Raw genomic sequence first — 17,836 nt, 5'->3', positions numbered from 1 at the left:
GCGGCCCTGGTCTGTGGAGCGGCGGCTCAGCTGCGCCAGGTGTCGGCCAGCGTGACCTTGCCGCTCGCGGGGACGGTGGCGGTGCGGTTGGCTCCGCTCTCCCAGGTGACGTTCCCGGCGGCGTCCTTGCGGAGGTACTTGTACGAGAACGCGGTCCCGGCCGGGAGCGTCACGTCGAGCTTCCAGACCGGGTACGCGGCCGGGTCGAGCTTCAGCGCGCCACCGGTGTTCCAGCTGCCGAGCTCGGCGCGGTCACCGGTGACGTAGATGTTCTGCCCGGGAACGGTGGTGGCGTTGACGCCGAAGGAGGCCCCGGCGGAGCCCGCCGGGGTGCCGGAGCAGGTACGGGCCCCGGCGTGCAGGGCGAGAGCCGTCCCGGCGGCGACGGTGGTGGTGAACTGCCCGCCCGAGCCGACGGTGACCGTCCGTCCGCTCTGCACGTCGCAGTAGTCGCCGCCCGGCAGCGAGGTCTGGAAGGTCCGGGTCAGGGCGGAACCCTCGTGGTTGATCACCACGTACGCCTTGGTGCCCCGCCCGAAGGCGATCTGGTCACCGCCGTTGTCCCACCAGTTGCCGACGGACTGCCCGCGGGCGGCGTTGCGGAAGCCGACCATGGAGGAGATCTCCCGCCAGGCGTGCTGGCACTTCCAGCCGTCGGCGTAGCAGGCGCTCACCGCACCTCCGGCGGGCGGACCGGCGTCCTTGTCGGTCCACTCGTAGCCGGAGTGCACGTCGGGCGAGCCGTACGGCCAGGCCAGCGCGAAGACACTGGCCAGCGTGTAGGCGGACCCGTCCTTGTAGTTGAGGGTGTCGCCGCCCCGCTCGGTGTCGTGGTTGTCGACGAAGACGCCGGCCTGCCCGCTGGGCATGTACCCCCAGGCCTCGCCGAAGTTCTTCAGGTAGGCGAGGTTCTCGCTCTGGAAGACCCGCTTGAGGTCCCGGGCGTACCGGAACTCCTGCACGTCCCCGTTCCCCAGGTACTCGCTCGGCGAGACGGCCTCCCCGGCCCCGTATATCGCCTCCTGCTTCCAGTACACGCCGGGGTTGGTGAGGCGGGACTTGATGTTGGCAAGGTCCGCGGCGGGCATGTGCTTGGCGGCGTCGATCCGGAGGCCGTCCACGCCCAGCGACAGCAGGTCGTTCAGGTACCCGGCGATGCGCCCGCGCACGTAGTCCTCACCGGTGTCCAGGTCGGCGAGCTGCACGAGCTCGCAGTTCTGGACGTTGCCCCGGTCCTGGTAGTTCGAGATGCTCGCCCGACAGTCGTCCATGTCGGCGCCGGAGAAGAGGCCCGGGTAGTTGTACTTCGTGTACGAAGTACCGCCCGTGCCCGTGAAGGTGGCGCCGGCGTCGGCCGGTCCGGCCATGTGGTTGATGACGGAGTCGGCGACGACCTTGACGCCCGCGGCGTGACAGGTGTCGACCATGGCCTTGAAGGCGGCCCGGTCCCCGAGCCGCCCGGCGATCTTGTAGCTGACGGGCTGGTACGAGGTCCACCACTGCCCGCCCTGCACGTGCTCCTGCGGCGGCGACACCTGCACGTACCCGTACCCGGCGGGCCCGAGGGAATCGGTGCAGGCCTTGGCGACGGAGTCGAAGCGCCACTCGAACAGGACCGCGGTGACGTCCTTCTCCCCGGGCGGCGCGGCGGCGGCCTGCGGCCCGAGGCCCGTGAGGGTGGCCGCGGCAAGTGCGGTGGTGGCGCAAAAGGTTGCAGCTCTGACGGCTCTGGCAGGCATGCGGGGGGCCTCCTGGCGGAAGAGGTGGGGATTGGAGCGACCGTAGGGGCCAGGTAGGAGCCCTGCAAGAGTTTGCGCAAGAGATTGCAGAATTGTTTCCGAGGCGTGTCCTGCTGCCCGGCACCCCCGGACTCCGGCCCCGGAAGAGCGAGTTCACCCCCCGGGACACGGCCGCGACGCCCTCCCCTCTCCGGGTACGGGCACCTGCCGGACGGACCCGGCCCCAGGGCCGACCTCACCCGCGGCCCGCAACACCCGGGGTGCATTCCGCACGGGATGAAAACATCCGGTCGCACCGGGCGGGATATTTTGGGACCGGCGACAATAACTCGATATCAATTCCTGCCCAATTACTGCTGAATGGGCGCTTCTCCATCCGGACCGGCGCGCGGCGACCACACCCCCGAACCAGCGCGATATGCCTTCAAGGACACACGGCGTCGACGGAAGGCTGAAGACGATGGTCGGGCGAAGGAATTTCCTCATGGCCGGGGCCGCCGGGGGTGCGGCCGTCCTCTCGGGGAGCGGTCAGGGGCAGGCACACGCGGATCCCGGCCCCGGACATCATCACGGTCACGAACCGGCACCGTCGGACGCCCCGATCCCGAAGACTCCTCCGCTGGAGAAGTTCGTCGACCCACTGCCCACGCCGGAGACGGCCGTCCCTGACACCTCCGCCTATCCGGGCGCCGACTACTACGAGTTCACGATGCGGCCGGGGACCTGGCAATTCCACCGGGACCTCGGGCCGGCCGACGTATGGGGCTACTGGGCCAGGAACCCTCGCGATCGTCACCAGCCGATCGGCATGGGCTATCTCGGGCCGACCATCAGTGTCATCAAGGACCAGCCGACGGTCATCAAGTACCGCAACAAGCTGCCGACCACCCACCTCTTCCAGTTCGTGATCGACGCGATTCGCAGCGGGGACCCCCAGCTCGCCCCGATCGCCCCGCCTCCCTACACGAGCGAGCCGCCTTTTCCCGAGAACGTCAACGTATGGAACGTCGTGCACCAGCACGGCGGTTTCACACCACCGCAGTCCGACGGAATGCCCCTGCATTCGTTCAGCCCGGACGGCATCCATGCCGAGTCCTACACCACGCTGGAACCGGACCGCGTCAAACGCAACGAAGCGATCTGCGCGTACACCAACCACGAGCGCTCGTCCATGCTCTGGTACCACGATCACGGCATGGGGATGACCAGCGTCAACGTCTACGCGGGCCTCGCCGGCCTGTACCTCATCCGCGACCCCGCCGACGAGCGGCTCGGGCTTCCGCAGGGCGAGTTCGAGGTCCCCCTCATCCTGCAGGACCGGACCTTCCACCCGGACGGCAGACTCGCCTACACGATGACCCAGCAGGAGGGCGAGGACACCCCGGTCGTCAACGGCAAGGCGTACCCCTTCCTGGCCGTCGAGCCGCGGCGCTACCGGCTGCGGATCCTCAACGCCTCGAACGAGCGCTTCTGGCGGCTGAGGATCGACCCTCCCAGGGACGTGGTACTCCAGCCCAATCTTCCGTTCTGGCTGATCGGCACCGACGGCGGATTCCGCGCCCCGCTGCAAATGCTGAATTTCCTGATCGGGCCGGCCGAACGGTACGACCTGATCGTCGACTTCAGCGGGATGCCCATGGGCTCGAAGTTCACACTGACGAACTACCACGCACCGGTGCACTACCCGGGCGTCCCCGGCCAGGGACCGGAAATCTCGGAAGTCATGCAGTTCCAGGTCACCAAGCCGCTGTCCGGTGCGGACAGGACGACGCCGCCCAGGAAACTGAAGCTGCCGGCGGTCGCACCCATCGAGCCGGAACCGGAGATCAACCGGCGGGAATGGGTCGTGTACCAGCACAAGCTCTTCAGCACCATGACGTTCAACGCGGTTCCCTTCATGGAGCCGTCCCAGGACTTCATCAAGGCGGGGGCGAAGGAAATCTGGGAGTACGTGAATCCCAACCACGACGCGCACCCGATGCACGTCCACCTCGTCAACTTCCAAGTCCTGAACAGGCAGCCGATCGACGCGGCCGCCTACCAGGCGGACTACGAGAAGTGGATCGACGGTGGCCGGAAAGCGACGGACAAGCCGGTGCTGGCGAACTACTTCACCGGCCCGCCGATCCCGCCGGACCCGGACGAAGCCCTCTCCTACAAGGACACCGTCAAGTCCTATCCGGAGACGGTGACCAGAATCATCACCGATCCGTGGAGCCCGCCGATGGAACCGATCGCAGGGATCGCGAACAGCGGAACCGAGCTCCCGGCGACGTACGTCCACCACTGCCACCTCCTCGAACACGAGGACGACGACCTGATGCGCCCGTTCACGATCGTCGACCCCGAGGCACCCCTCCCCGTCGACGAGGGCGGCGGCCACGGCGGCGGCCACGGCCACTGACGGCATCGATCGCCCCGCCACTCAGGTAGCCTGCACCCTCAACAATTGAACTTGTTCAAACCAGGGGGGCCGCATGGACGGGACACAACACCGGCCGGACATCGCGCTGTGGTGGGCGCTCGGCATCGAGGCAGTGGGACTGCTGGTGGGATTCGGACTCGCCGAACCCACCAGCCTGAGACCCGACCACTCCGGCGGCCTGCTCGCCATGTGCGTACTGCTCATAGCCGGGTTCGGGGCGTCCATAGCCCTCGTGCTCGCACTGGCGCACCGGCAATCCGGCGCGGCCTGGTGGGCGGCCGCTTCCACGATCGCGCCGCTGGCGGTCTTGGTGATGCTGATGGAGTCGGGGATGGGGGACTGGTTCACCGGGTGCGCCATAGCGCTGCTCGCGGCCCCCACAGGCGCCTTCGTGAGCCTGCGGCGTGCGTCCCGGTCCGCGCCGGAAGGTGACGCCGGAACGGGCGCCATGCCCGGCGGTGACATCGGGAAGGCCGCGACGGCCCTGGCCGCTGTCGCACTGGTGGCCTCGCTGTTCATGGGCGGGGACATGGAGGACGTGGACTTCACCGGAACCTGGACCGCCGACCGCGACAACGTCACCCTCACCCTCACCGACAGCCGGCTCGGAGACGGGCAGTACACCCTGCAGCGGGAAGGGTGCTCGGAGGAGGGCTCCTGGACTCTGGACAACCCGCCGTTGACGACCTCGGTCAAGGCCCAGCTGCACCAAGACACGGCGACCACCGCGTGCCTCCCCGGCACCAACAGCGCCATGCTCTACGTGGCGGGCGGCACAGTGGCCGCCCCGGTCCTCGACCTCAGGGGCCCGGACGGCACGCGGTGGACCCTCACTCGGGGGTAGCGGGGGGGGTGGCTTCGGGGCGGGGCGGGATCTGCTCGGGCGGGGTCGGGGAGGTGGGGCAGGGGTGTGGGTAGTCGGGAGCCACTCGACCGGAATCAGGGATGCGTATGGGGGTTTCCCGTCAGTCCCATCGTCCCTCCGTGTCGGGCCGCTCCCTCAAGGGCGCTCCCTTCGGTCGCGTCGCTTCGCGATGTCGCTGCGCTCCACCCTTGACCGACCGTCCCGCCCCGGAGAAACGAAAGACTGCCGGGAAGCCCCCAAAGGAACGGGCCGGGGGATCAAGGATGAGGACGGGCACATCAGAGACCTTCGGGCGGAAGGGCGTGGGGGACGAGCAGGAGGCGGGGCCCATCACAGACCAGGGCCCGCGTCGGGGGAGCGCGTCCAATCGCTACGCGCTCCTCATCTCTCAGCGTCCGACGACCGTCCTGGGCCGGACATAGGCCGCCCACGACCCACAGGCGCCCCTCATAGAGGGCGTCTGACGGCTGACTGGGGTGAAGAGGGCTGGGACAGCGGCTATTCCGTCGTGGATGCGGGTCAGGGCAGATGGGCGGTCAGGAAGGCCGACCGTTTGACCCAATTGCCCCTATTTGTTCATGAGCTTGGGGGGTGATGCTCGCGTTGACCCGGTTCTACGACGGAATAGCCGAGGTCTCAGCCCCTGGCGGCCGTCGGTCGCGGTCGTGGAGAAGCGCGCAGCGATCTGGGGCGGCTTATGTCCAGCCCCAGGCGGTCGTCGGTCGCACAGCGAGCTCGGGACCGGGGCCGTGGGCGGCCTATGTCCAGCCTCAGACGGTCTGGCGACGCTGAGAGATGAGGAGCGCGTAGCGATCGGGCGCGCCTCCCCCGACACGGGCCCCGGCCTGGATGGGCCCCGCCTCTTGGACGTGGCTCTTCGCGCCCGACCGGGTCGCGCTTCTCTGGCCGCCCCGTCCCTGAAAGGATCCCCCGGCCCGTTCCTTTGGGGGCTTCCCGGCAGTCTTTCGTTTCTCCGGGGCGGGACGGTCGGTCAAGGGTGGCCGAAGGCCATCGCGAAGCGACGCGACGAAGGAGCGCCCTTGAGGGACCGGCCCGACACGGAGGGACGATGGGACTGACGGGAAACCCCATACGCCACTCTGATTCCGGTCGAGTGGCTCCCGCCCACCGAAGCCCCCGCCCCGCCCTCCCGACCCGGCCGAGAATGCCCCGCCCCACCGAAGCCCCCGCCCCGCCCAGACGCCTACGGCACCTCGGCCGTCGAGCCGCGCACCACCAGTTCCGGCTGGAAGATGTACTCCGTGCGCTGGACCGGGGTGCCCGACACCGCCTCCAGGAGGGCGCCCACCGCCGCCGTCGCCATCGCGCGTACCGGCTGGCGGACCGTCGTCAGCGGCGGGTCCGTGAACGCGATCAGCGGTGAGTCGTCGAAGCCGACCACCGACACGTCCTGCGGCACCCGCAGCCCGCGCTCGCGCGCCGCCCGGATGACGCCGAGTGCCATCGGGTCGCTGCCGCACACGATGCCCGTGCAGCCGCGGTCCAGCAGGGCCATGCCCGCCGCGTGTCCGCCCTCCACCGTGAAGAGCGTGCGCTGGATCAGCCCGTCCGCCTCCGCCGTCGGCACTGCCGCGAGGAATCCCTGCTCCTTGCGGGCCGACGGCACGTAGCGCGTCGGCCCGATCGCGAGCCCGATCCTGCGGTGCCCCAGGTCCTGCAGGTGCCGTACGGCCATGTCCGCCGCCGCCCGGTCGTCCGGGGAGATGAACGGGGCGTTCACCTGCTCGTTGAAGCCGTTGATCAGGACGAACGGAAGCCCGCGCGCCGCCAGTCGCTGGTAGCGCGCGGGGTCGGCGTGGGCGTCGGCGTGCAGGCCCGACAGGAAGACGATCCCGGTGACCCCGCGCTCCTCCAGCTGTTCCACCAGTTCGTCCTCGGTGGCCCCGCCCGGGGTCTGCGTGCACAGCACCGGCGTGTAGCCGTGCCCGGCCAGCGCCTGCTCTATGACCTGCGCGAACGCCGGGAAGATCGGGTTGGTGAGCTCCGGGATGAGCAGCCCGACCAGCCCGTTGCTGCGTCGTTTGAGTCGTACGGGACGCTCGTAGCCCAGCAGGTCGAGCGCGGCCAGCACCTTGTGCCGGGTGCCGGCCGCCACGCCCGGTTTGCCGTTGAGCACGCGGCTGACGGTCGCCTCGCTGACCGCGGCCTGCGCGGCGATGTCCGTCAGCCGGAGGGGGGAGGTCACCCCGACGTCACCTGCCACCACACCGTGGTGTCGGCCGGCAGCACGCCGTCCTCGACCGTCGCGCCGCTGGACAGCAGGGCCTCGCCTTCGACGGGGAACCGTACCGCCGTGCCGGTGGTGTTCGCGGTGCAGAGGAAGTCCCCCCGGCGGAAGACCAGGACGCCCTCGGGAGCCTCCTGCCAGTCCACCGACTCGCCCGCGCCCAGGTCCGGGTGCTCGCGGCGCAGCCGCAGGGCGGCCCGGTACAGCTCCAGGGTGGAGGACGGGTCGCCGGTCTGCGCCTCCACGCTCAGATCCGCCCAGGAGTCCGGCTGCGGGAGCCAGCTGCCGCCGGTGCCGAAGCCGTACGGGGCCTCGGTCCCCGACCAGGGGATGGGGACCCGGCAGCCGTCGCGGAAGCCGTCCTGGCCCGCCGCACGGGAGAACGACGGGTCCTGGCGGACCTCGTCCGGCAGGTCGGTGACGTCGGGCAGGCCGAGCTCCTCGCCCTGGTAGACGTACGCCGAACCGGGCAGTGCCAGCATCAGCAGGATCGCCGCGCGGGCCCGCCGCAGACCCAGCTCGCGGTCGCCGGGCTCGCGCAGCTGGGTGCCGAGGCCGGCGGGGTTGGCGAAGCGGGTGGCGTGCCGGGTGACGTCGTGGTTGGACAGCACCCAGGTGGTGGGGGCGCCGACGGTGCGCATGGCGGCCAGCGAACCGTCGATGACCTCGCGGAGCGCCGTCGCCTCCCAGTCACTGGTCAGGTACTGGAAGTTGAACGCCTGATGCATCTCGTCGGGGCGGACGTACAGGGCCGTGCGCTCGACGGTCGGGGTCCATGCCTCGGCGACCAGGACGCGGTCCGCCTCGTACTCGTCGAGGATCCGGCGCCAGGAGCGGTAGATCTCGTGGACGCCGTCCTGGTCGAAGAAGGGCATGACGTCGTTGCCGAGCAGCTTGAGCTGGTCCTTGGCGCCGAGGTCGGGCAGGCCGGGCGCCTTGACCAGGCCGTGGGCGACGTCGACGCGGAAGCCGTCGGCGCCGAGGTCGAGCCAGAAGCGCAGGATGGAGCGGAACTCGTCCTGTACGGCGGGGTGTTCCCAGTTGAAGTCGGGCTGCTCGGGGGCGAAGAGGTGCAGGTACCACTCGCCGTCCGCGACGCGGGTCCACGCCGGACCGCCGAAGATCGACTCCCAGTCGTTGGGCGGCAGCTCCCCGTTGTCGCCCTGTCCGGGGCGGAAGTGGAAGCGCTCGCGCAGCGGGGTGCCGGGGCCTTCGCGCAGGGCCTGCTTGAACCATTCGTGCTGGTCGGAGCAGTGGTTCGGGACGAGGTCCACGATGATGCGCAGGCCCAGTTCGTGGGCTTCGCGGATCACGGCGTCGGCGTCGTGCAGGGTGCCGAACATGGGGTCGATGGCCCGGTAGTCGGCGACGTCGTAGCCGGCGTCGGCCTGCGGGGAGGCGTAGAAGGGGCTGAGCCAGACGGCGTCGACGCCCAGCTCCTTCAGGTAGGGCAGGCGGCTGCGGATGCCTTCGAGGTCCCCCATGCCGTCCCCGTTGGAGTCGGCGAAGCTGCGCGGATAGACCTGGTAGATCACCGCTTCTCTCCACCAGCCGGGCTGCGTGCCGGTGGAGGTGGGGAGCGCGTCGGCGAGGTGCTGGGTCATGGTGTCCTTGGAGAGATCGGGCCGGGGGTGAGAGGGGGCAGGCTCGGGTGGTCAGCCCTTGGTGGCGCCTGCCGTCATCCCGGCGACGAGGTGACGCTGGGCGAAGACGAAGAAGATCGCCGCGGGGATGGCGATGAGGACCGAGGCGGCGCTCATGGCTCCCCAGTTGGAGGTGTACTGCGTGACGAAGGTCTGCAGTCCGCCGGCCAGGGTGAGGTTCTCCTCGCCGACCATGAAGGCGGAGGCGTACGCGACCTCGCCCCAGGCGGTGATGAAGGCGTAGAAGCCGGTGACGGCGAGGCCGGGCTTGGCGAGCGGCAGGATGAGGCGCCAGAAGGTGCCGAAGGGGTTGAGTCCGTCGACCCGGCCGGATTCGTCGATCTCCACCGGGATGGTGTCGAAGAAGCCCTTCATCATCCATGCGCAGAACGGCACGGCGATGGTGAGGTAGGTGATGATCAGGCCGAGCGGCTGGTTGAGCAGGCCGAGGTCGCCCATGAGGTTGTAGAGCGGGACGATGAGGATCGCCATCGGGAACATCTGCGTGATGAGCAGGGTCCACATGAGCGGCTTCATGCCGGGGAACTTGAAGCGGCTGACCGCGTATCCGGTGGTGGCGGCGATGAAGACACCGAGGACGGTGGTGACGCCGGCGACCAGCACGGAGTTGGCGAACCAGCTGAGGAAGTGGCTCTGTTCCAGCAGGTTCGTGTAGTTGCTGAGGGTCGGTTCCTTGACGAAGTCGGTGGTGACCGCGTGCTTGGCCGGCTTGAGCGAGGTCAGCACGATCCACAGCACCGGGAAGACGGCGATCACGGACGCCACGACGAGGGTGGCGTGCAGGCCGACGGAGGCGAGCGGGGAACGGCTGCCCCGGGCACGGGCGGTCGCCTTGCCGGCGGTCCCCTTGCCGGCGGTCGCCTCGCCGGTGGTGACCGTACGAGCGGTGGTCGCGGTGGACATGGTCACCACACCTCTCCCTGCTTGCGCAGCGAGCGCCGGTAGACCAGCGCGAAGATCATGAGCAGGGCGAGGATCAGGACGCCCCACGTGGCCGAGCCGGCGAAGTCGCGCGGGCTCGACACGAACGCCTCGCGGAAGGCCTGGGTCACCAGGATCTCGGTGGAGTCGCCGGGTCCGCCGCGGGTGAGCAGGAAGATCACCGGGAACATGTTGAAGGTCCAGATGGTGGAGAGCAGGATCACCGTCATGCTCACCGCGCGCAGTCCGGGCAGGGTGATGTGCCGGAAGCGCTGCCAGGCGCTGGCGCCGTCCATCTCGGCGGCCTCGTAGAGCTCGCCGGGGATCGACTGCAGGCCGCCGAGCAGGGCGACCATCATGAAGGGGACGCCGAGCCAGACGTTGACGGCGACGACCGAGAACTTGGCCCAGGTCGGGTCGTCGAGCCACGGGATCGCGGCGATGCCGCCACCGTCGAGGATCTTGTTGAGGATGCCGTTGTCGCGGTTGAAGAGGAACCGCCAGGCGAAGACGGAGACGAAGCCGGGGACGGCCCAGGGCAGGATGAGCGCCATCCGGTAGGCGGCGCGGCCCCGGAAGTCCCGGTTGAGCATGTTGGCCAGGATCAGACCGAGCGTGAAGGTGATGGACACGCACGCGACGGTCCACATCACCGTCCACACCAGCCGCTGCAGGAACACCGGGTCGCTGAGCACGGCCACGTAGTTGTCGAGTCCGACGAACTCGTACGTGGCCTCGATGTGCCGGGCGCCGATGGTGCGCGAGACGTTGCGCTCGGTGGCGTCGGTCAGCGACAGGTAGACGCCCCGGACCAGCGGCCAGCCGATGATCACGCCGAGGACGAGCACCACCGGGGCGACCATGGCCCAGGCGTACCAGTGCGTGCCGACGGCGCGCCGGAGGCCGGACGCGCCCTTTCCGCCACGGGCACCGCCGCGGTTACCGCTGTCGCTGTCAGTCCTGCGGCTCCGGGCGCGGGCGGCGACGTCGTTCTCGACGTCGTCGCCCGCGGCCTTCGCCACCGACTGGCTGGTGTGAGCAGCCATGGTTTCGTTACTTCCAGCCCTTGAGGATCTTGCGGAACTCGATGCCGGCCGCCTTGGCCGCGTCCTCCGGGCTCGACGCCCCGGTGATCGCCTTGGTGTATTCGACCTTCAGCGGCTCGAAGAGGGAGCCGTTCTCCGGGATCCAGGCCCGCTCGACGGCCTTGTCCACGGCCGGCTTGAAGAACTGGACCATCTCGTTGCCCTTGACGTCCGGCAGCTCGTAGGCGGCGGTCCGGGTCGGGAGCAGGCTGAGCTCCTTGGTCGACTGCACCTGGACCTCCTGCGAGGTCATGTACTCGACGAAGGCGTGCGCGGCGGCGGTGTTCTTGGAGCCGGCGTAGACGCCGAGGTCGTGGCCGCCCTGCGGGGCGCCGGCCTTGGCGGAGCCGGCCGGGACGGCGGCGATGCCGAGGTTGGCCTTGTCCTTGAACTGGTCGCCGGCGTAGGTGTCGGCGACGGCCCACGGACCGTTGATCATCATGGCGGCCTCGCCGGTCTTGAAGGCCGTCTGCATGTTGGCGTAGCCGTCGGTGGCGTTGGTGATCGCCGCGCCGGAGCTGACCAGGTCACGGGCGGTCTTGAAGGCCTTGACGCCCGCCTCGTTGTCGACGGTGACCGTCTTGTTCTTCGCGTCGACGAGGTCGCCGCCCTCGCCGTAGATCAGCGGGAGGAACCAGTAGGAGTCGTCGCCGCGCAGGTAGAGAGCGGCCTTGCCGGTCTTCGCCTTGATCGCCTCGGCGGCGGTCTTCAGCTCCGCCAGCGTCTTGGGGGGCTGGACGCCGGCGTCGGCGAGCATCTTCTTGTTGTAGAAGAGGCCGAGGCTGTCGATGACCTGCGGGACGGCGTAGGTCTTGCCCTCGAACTTGCCGCTGGCCGCTGCCTGCGGGAGGAACTCGGCGTCGACCTTCTTCGCCGTCTCGGCCGGGACCTCGTCGAGGTAACCGAGCGAGGCGAAGTCCGCGACCCAGCCGACGTCGGCGCGGATGACGTCAGGCGCGTCGGAGCCGCTGCTGAAGGCGTTCTTGACCTTGTTCTGCGCGTCGCCGTACGGGACGTTGACGTACTTGACGGTCACCTTCGGGTGCTTCGCGGTGAACGCCTCGGCGATCTTCTGGAAGCTGGCCTTCTCGGCGTCGTTCGAGGTGTCCCACCACGTGACCGTGCCGGAAAGCTCGCCGCCTGCCTTGGTGCCGTCGGCCGCGTCCTTGTCGTCCCCACCGCAAGCCGTTGCCGCGAGCGCCAGGGTCGCGACCAGCGCGGTGGCCGCTATGCCACGCCGCATATGAACTCCTTCGATGATCCCGGCCGCGCCCTCGCGGTCCCGAGTTGCCAGGAACGTAACAAGACTGAAAGAGGACCGAAAGACCTTGCGCAAACTTTCTGCAAGCGGAGGCGATCGTTACATCCGTGTGTCCGTACGGTTGCCGCAGCTTGCTGTTAGTTCGAGTCACCTTCGACTGCCTGGGCCCGCAACCAGGGGGCATGTACCCGCGTTGACCCCGATATGACCCACGACTCGACGGCCGTCCAGCTTGCAAGCTCTTCCAGCAACGCGACCGCGAGCGGTGGCTGGTGGCGCGATGCCGTCATCTACCAGGTGTACGTGCGCTCCTTCGCCGACAGCGACGGAGACGGCATCGGCGACCTCCGCGGGGTCCGCTCCCGCCTCCCCCACCTCGCCCGCCTCGGGGTCGACGCCGTGTGGCTCACCCCCTTCTACGTCTCCCCGCAGGCGGACGGCGGCTACGACGTCGCCGACTACCGGGCCGTCGACCCCCTCTTCGGGGACCTCTCCGACGCCGACGAGCTGGTCCGGGCCGCGCACGCGCTGGGGCTGCGGGTCATCGTGGACGTGGTGCCGAACCACACCTCCGAGCAGCACCCGTGGTTCCGCGCGGCCCTCACCGGTGAGCCGGGGGCCCGCGAGCGCTACCACTTCCGCCCCGGGCGGGGGCCGGGCGGCGCCGAGCCCCCGAACGACTGGGAGTCGATCTTCGGCGGCCCGGCCTGGACCCGCGTCCCGGACGGCGACTGGTACCTGCACCTCTTCGCCCCCGAGCAGCCCGACCTCGACTGGGACCACCCCGAGGTCGCCGCGGAATTCGCCTCCGTGCTGCGCTTCTGGCTCGACCTCGGCATCGACGGCTTCCGCATCGACGTCGCCCACGGCATGGTCAAGGCCCCGGGCCTGCCGGACATCGGCCGCGGCGCCCAGGCCACCCTCATCGGCACCGAGCCGCTCCCCTTCTTCGACCAGGACGGGGTCCACGAGATCCACCGCTCCTGGCGCCGCCTCCTCGACTCCTACGGGGGCGGGCGCATCGGGGTCGCCGAGGCCTGGGCGCCCACCTCGGAGCGGCTCGCCCTGTACGTGCGCCCCGACGAACTGCACCAGGCCTTCAACTTCCGCTTCCTCAACTGCCCGTGGGACCCCGCCGCGATGCGCACCGTCATCGACGAGTCCCTGGCCGCGACCACCGCCGTCGGCGCCCCGACCACCTGGGTGCTGTCCAACCACGACGTCGTACGCCATGTGACGCGCTACGGCGGCGGGGCCCGCGGCCTGGCCCGGGCCCGGGCCGCCGCCCTGCTGATGCTGGCCCTGCCCGGGTCGGCGTACCTCTACCAGGGCGAGGAGCTCGGACTCCCGGAGGTCGCGGACCTCCCGGACCGGGTCCGCCAGGACCCGGCCTTCCGCCGCGGGCGCCGTCAGCTGTGGGACACGGACGGGCCGGCGCGGTCGGAGGGGGAGGCCGACGGGGCCGGGACCCCTGCCCCCGGTTCCGCGACCGCGACCGCCCCCGAGCCGGAGGGACAGGACGGGCTGCGCGACGGGTGCCGGGTGCCGCTCCCCTGGTCCGGCGCGGAGCCCCCGTACGGCTTCGGGCCGGCCGGCAGCTGGCTTCCGCAGCCCGCCGGCTGGGGCGGCCTGAGCGTCGCCGCGCAGACCGGCGACCCGCACTCCACGCTGGAGCTCTACCGCGCCGCCCTGGAACTGCGCCGGGCGATGCCGGGGCTGGGCGCGCCGGAGGCGGGGACCGGGGCGGGCGCGGGCGCGGGGGGCGACGCCTCGGCCGACGCCCCGTTCAGCCCGTACGCATGCGGAATGCGCTGGCAGTCCGCCCCCGAGGGCGTGCTCCTCTTCACCCGCCCCGGTTTCGCCTGCACCCTCAACAGCCGCCCCGGCCCGGTCGAACTTCCCGCGCCCGGGCGTCCCGTACTCTCCAGCGCCCCGGTGGAGACGGACGGCCGCACCGTCCGGCTTCCCCCGGATTCGTGCACGTGGTGGTCATTGTGAACGTCCGACCGGTACAGTCCAATCCCGTGACCGCACGGCTAGCCGACATCGCAGCCCAGGCGGGGGTCAGCGAAGCCACAGTCAGCCGCGTGCTCAACGGCAAGCCCGGTGTGGCCGCAGGCACCCGCGAATCCGTGCTGGCCGCCCTCGACGTACTCGGCTACGAGCGGCCCGTGAAGCTGCGCCAGCGCAGTGCGGGGCTCGTCGGTCTGATAACTCCCGAACTGGACAATCCGATCTTCCCGGCGCTCGCCCAGGTCATCGGCCAGGCCCTCACGCGGCAGGGGTACACGCCGGTGCTGGCCACACAGACGCCCGGCGGGTCCACCGAGGACGAGCTGACCGAGATGCTGGTCGACCGCGGGGTCTCCGGGATCATCTTCGTCTCCGGCCTGCACGCCGACACGACGGCCGACATGGGCCGCTACGACCAACTCCGCGGACAGGGCGTCCCGTACGTCCTGATCAACGGGTTCTCCGAGAAGGTGCAGGCCCCCTTCGTCTCCCCCGACGACCGGGCCGCGATGCAGCTCGCCGTCACCCACCTCGCCGCGCTCGGGCACACCCGCATCGGGCTCGCGGTCGGACCGAAGCGCTTCGTGCCGGTCCTGCGCAAGATCGAAGGCTTCCGCCTCGGGATGAAGGAGCGGCTCGGACTCGGCGAGGCCGAGATCGAGGAGCTGATCCAGCACTCCCTCTACTCGCTGGAGGGCGGCCAGGCCGCCGCGGCCGCGCTGATCTCGCGCGGCTGCACGGCGGTGGTGTGCGCGAGCGACATGATGGCGCTCGGCGCGATCCGGGCGGCCCGGCAGCAGGGGCTGAGGGTGCCGCAGGACGTGTCGGTGGTCGGCTTCGACGACTCCCCGCTCATAGCGTTCACCGACCCGCCGCTGACGACCATCCGCCAGCCCGTGCAGGCGATGGGGCAGGCGGCGGTCCGGACCCTGCTGGAGGAGATCGGCGGTACGCCGGCCCCGCACAGCGAGTTCGTGTTCCTGCCCGAACTGGTGGTGCGCGGCTCCACGGCCTCCGGCCCGGGCCAGCGCCGCCGGGACTGAGCCGTACCCGGAGGACGTGTCCTTGCCGGGGTGACGCCGGTCCGGTCCCGATACTGGGCAGATGCCCATGCCCGGCCGGCTGCGCGACAGGATCCTGCCCGACCACAAGCGACGTTCCCTGGAGGACCTCCAGGAGGATCTCGATCTGTCGTCGGGCGACAGCCGGGCGAAGCAGTCGGCCTTCTGGACCATGCTCACGCTGTCCTCCGTGATCGCCGCGTGCGGGATCCTGACGGACTCCACCGCCACCGTCATCGGCGCGATGATCATCGCTCCGCTCTCCACTCCGATCATGGGGATCGCCCTCGGCGCCGTGCAGCGCCGCCGCTCCACCGCTCTCGCCTTCGTGGCGCTCGGCGGTGTGCTGGTGCTCGCGATCGGCGCGGTGGCCTCCCTGGTGGTGCCACCCGCCTACGATCTGCTGTCGGACAGTCAGATCTCCAGCCGGACCTCCCCCGGCCTCCTGGACCTGATCGCCGCGCTGGCCACGGGCTTCGCCGGCGCCGTGGCGCTGTCCCGCAAGGACGTCGCCGCGGTCCTGCCGGGGGTCGCGATCGCGATCTCCCTGGTGCCGCCGCTCGTGGTGACGGGTGTGTGCGCCGGCCAGACGTCGTGGTGGCTCGCGCTGGGCGCGCTGGTCCTCTTCGTGTCCAACCTCCTCGCCATGGTCTTCGCGGGCATGGTGGTCTTCGCCGCCCTCGGGTACACCCGGGCCGCCGGACACCCCGGGCAGGCCGGGGCGCCCCGCCGGGCCTACGTCATGCTGGGGCTGCTGTTCGCCGCGGTCGCGCTCCCGCTGGGCGCCAACACGGTCACCACGGTCCTGCTGAACGCGTGGACCTCGCGGACCTGGACCGCCGCGGAGCGCTGGCTCTCGGCCAGCCCCGGCGCGGCGGTCACCGGCGTCGACGCGCAGTCCAGGACCTTCTACGTCCACGTGCGCAGTCCCGGTGGTCTCCCGCCGATCGACGACCTGCTCGACGACCTCGAAGGGCAGCTCCCCGACGGCGTCCCGATCGTGGTCGACGCCACCCGCGGGCAGCAGATCGTCGCCGGGAAGGTGGGAGAGGCGGGAGACTGACGCGGCGACGTAGTACCCAGGTCTGAGCGGCTGCGCCGAAGACCGTACCGAGGGATGATCGGAGGCGGGAACGCATCTGGCAGACTCTGCCCATGGGTGAATCGAGCGTGAAGACACTGGAAACCCGGACGGACGTCTCATCACCCACCGTGGTCGAGACCGAGACCCGCCCGGAGCCCGAGCGCACCCTGCTCTCCCGGTTGCGTGCCCCGCGCCGGCCCCGGATCTGGTTCGAGGTCCTGCTCATCGCGATCAGCTACTGGACGTACTCGCTGATCCGCAACGCGGTGCCCGAGCAGAAGGCGGCGGCCCTCGCCAACGCCGACTGGATCTGGAGCGTCGAGCGGACCCTCGGCATCGCCGTCGAGAAGTCGGTCAACCACGCGGTCAACTCCGTGACGTGGCTGATCGTGGGCATGAACTATTACTACGCCACGCTCCACTTCGTCGTGACGATCGGCGTGCTGGTCTGGATCTACCGTTTCCATCCGGGGCGGTACGCCGCCACGCGTCTGGTCCTCTTCGCCACCACCGGCGTCGCCCTGGTCGGCTACTACTGCTACCCGCTCGCGCCGCCGCGGCTGATGAACGGGCAGAACTTCGTCGACACCGTGCTGGTCCACCACACCTGGGGCTCCATGGCCTCCGGCAACCTCAAGCAGATGTCGAACCAGTACGCCGCGATGCCGTCCATGCACATAGGGTGGTCGCTCTGGTGCGGCCTGACGATCTTCGCGGTCGCCTCGGCCCCCTGGGCCCGGATCCTGGGCCTGCTCTACCCGACGGCGACCCTCGTCGTCATCGTGGCCACCGCCAACCACTTCTGGCTCGACGCCGTGGGCGGCATGCTCTGCCTGGCCTTCGGCTACACGGTCTCGCGGTCCTGGTACGGCTCCTTCGCCCACCACCTGCCCCGCCACCCCGAGCACGCGGGCCCGCACCCGGCCACGGAACTGCTGAACCGGGTCCGCACCCGCGCCTGAGGCTACTGCTGCCCGAGGGCCATCCACTTCCCGGGCGTGGTGAGGGGCTCGAAGCCGGCCCGGGCGTAGACGGCGTGCGCGTCGGCGGTGGCGAGCAGCACCCGGCGCAGCCCGTACGGCTCCAGGTGCGCGCACACGGCGTCGACGAGGGCCCCGCCGAGCCCCTTGCCGCGGGCGCCCGGATCGACGTAGACGTCGCAGAGCCAGGCGAAGGTGGCCCGGTCGGTGACGACGCGGGCGTACGCGAGCTGGTCCCCGGAGGCCTGGTCGTAGAGGCCGAAGTTCAGGGAGCCCGCGATGGCGTCCTCCTGCTTCTGCCGGCTGCGCCCGAGCGCCCAGTACGCGTCTTCGGACAGCCACCGGTGGACGAGTCCGACGTCCAGTCGGGCGGCGTCGGTGGAGATCTCGTATCCGTCGGGAAGGTCGTCGCTCATCCCGACATCCAAGCAGCGCCCGCTCCCCCGGAGAAGTCCGGGGGAGCGGGCGCGGTCGTCCGCTCAGGGGGCCG

The 17,836-nt window shown here is 70.3% G+C and carries 13 protein-coding genes; 6 read left to right on the top strand and 7 right to left on the bottom strand.

Annotation, left to right across the window (positions count from 1 at the left end; translation table 11 throughout):
* Window positions 1–26 precede the first annotated feature (26 nt).
* Window positions 27–1,739, bottom strand: coding sequence for a carbohydrate-binding module family 20 domain-containing protein (locus tag KO717_RS25635; RefSeq protein ID WP_301371582.1), 1,713 nt, complete (start codon window positions 1,737–1,739; stop codon window positions 27–29).
* A gap of 484 nt (window positions 1,740–2,223) precedes the next feature.
* On the opposite strand from KO717_RS25635, the gene KO717_RS25630 reads away from it, so the two are divergent.
* Both KO717_RS25630 and KO717_RS25625 read left to right on the top strand, forming a co-directional pair.
* Window positions 2,224–4,143: a multicopper oxidase family protein gene (locus KO717_RS25630; RefSeq protein WP_301371581.1), complete on the top strand. Its 1,920-nt coding sequence runs from the start codon at window positions 2,224–2,226 to the stop codon at window positions 4,141–4,143.
* Window positions 4,144–4,216: 73 nt separating this feature from the next.
* Window positions 4,217–5,008, top strand: a complete 792-nt coding sequence (locus KO717_RS25625) for a hypothetical protein (RefSeq protein ID WP_301371580.1) — start codon at window positions 4,217–4,219, stop codon at window positions 5,006–5,008.
* A 1,225-nt stretch (window positions 5,009–6,233) separates the two neighbouring features.
* Here the strand turns inward: KO717_RS25625 and KO717_RS25620 are convergent.
* From KO717_RS25620 to KO717_RS25600, 5 genes are read right to left on the bottom strand one after another with little or no spacing between them, the layout of a single operon-like run.
* Window positions 6,234–7,235, bottom strand: a complete 1,002-nt coding sequence (locus KO717_RS25620) for a LacI family DNA-binding transcriptional regulator (protein WP_301371579.1) — start codon at window positions 7,233–7,235, stop codon at window positions 6,234–6,236.
* Window positions 7,232–8,881, bottom strand: a complete 1,650-nt coding sequence (locus KO717_RS25615; RefSeq protein WP_301371578.1) for a glycoside hydrolase family 13 protein — start codon at window positions 8,879–8,881, stop codon at window positions 7,232–7,234. The genes KO717_RS25620 and KO717_RS25615 overlap by 4 nt, the downstream gene beginning before the upstream one ends.
* Before the next feature lie 51 nt (window positions 8,882–8,932).
* On the bottom strand, window positions 8,933–9,844 hold the full coding sequence (locus KO717_RS25610; protein WP_437184576.1) for a sugar ABC transporter permease: 912 nt from the start codon (window positions 9,842–9,844) through the stop codon (window positions 8,933–8,935).
* 2 nt (window positions 9,845–9,846) lie between these two features.
* On the bottom strand, window positions 9,847–10,908 hold the full coding sequence (locus KO717_RS25605; protein ID WP_301371576.1) for a carbohydrate ABC transporter permease: 1,062 nt from the start codon (window positions 10,906–10,908) through the stop codon (window positions 9,847–9,849).
* 7 nt (window positions 10,909–10,915) lie between these two features.
* Window positions 10,916–12,190, bottom strand: a complete 1,275-nt coding sequence (locus KO717_RS25600; RefSeq protein WP_301371575.1) for an extracellular solute-binding protein — start codon at window positions 12,188–12,190, stop codon at window positions 10,916–10,918.
* A 222-nt stretch (window positions 12,191–12,412) separates the two neighbouring features.
* On the opposite strand from KO717_RS25600, the gene KO717_RS25595 reads away from it, so the two are divergent.
* The 4 genes from KO717_RS25595 (at window position 12,413) to KO717_RS25580 (ending at window position 17,328) form a co-directional block, all read left to right on the top strand.
* Window positions 12,413–14,206, top strand: coding sequence for a glycoside hydrolase family 13 protein (locus KO717_RS25595; protein WP_301371574.1), 1,794 nt, complete (start codon window positions 12,413–12,415; stop codon window positions 14,204–14,206).
* A gap of 26 nt (window positions 14,207–14,232) precedes the next feature.
* A complete protein-coding gene (locus KO717_RS25590) occupies window positions 14,233–15,264 on the top strand; it encodes a LacI family DNA-binding transcriptional regulator (protein WP_301371573.1) in 1,032 nt (343 codons plus the stop codon).
* A 61-nt stretch (window positions 15,265–15,325) separates the two neighbouring features.
* Window positions 15,326–16,345 (top strand): DUF389 domain-containing protein, encoded by a 1,020-nt coding sequence (locus tag KO717_RS25585; protein ID WP_301371572.1) that lies wholly within the window; start codon window positions 15,326–15,328, stop codon window positions 16,343–16,345.
* 92 nt (window positions 16,346–16,437) lie between these two features.
* Complete coding sequence (locus KO717_RS25580; protein WP_301371571.1) at window positions 16,438–17,328, top strand: phosphatase PAP2 family protein; 891 nt, start codon at window positions 16,438–16,440, stop codon at window positions 17,326–17,328.
* Window positions 17,329–17,330: 2 nt separating this feature from the next.
* Here KO717_RS25580 and KO717_RS25575 read toward each other — a convergent pair whose 3' ends face one another.
* Window positions 17,331–17,762 carry a GNAT family N-acetyltransferase gene (locus tag KO717_RS25575; RefSeq protein WP_301371570.1) on the bottom strand — a complete coding sequence of 144 codons (432 nt, stop codon included), beginning with the start codon at window positions 17,760–17,762 and terminating at the stop codon, window positions 17,331–17,333.
* Between the last annotated feature and the right edge of the window lie 74 nt (window positions 17,763–17,836).

The organism is Streptomyces xanthophaeus (genome assembly GCF_030440515.1).
Lineage (GTDB): Bacteria > Actinomycetota > Actinomycetes > Streptomycetales > Streptomycetaceae > Streptomyces > Streptomyces kutzneri.
The sequence above is the reverse complement of the archived record's forward strand: the minus strand, read 5'-3'. Positions and strand labels throughout refer to the sequence as shown.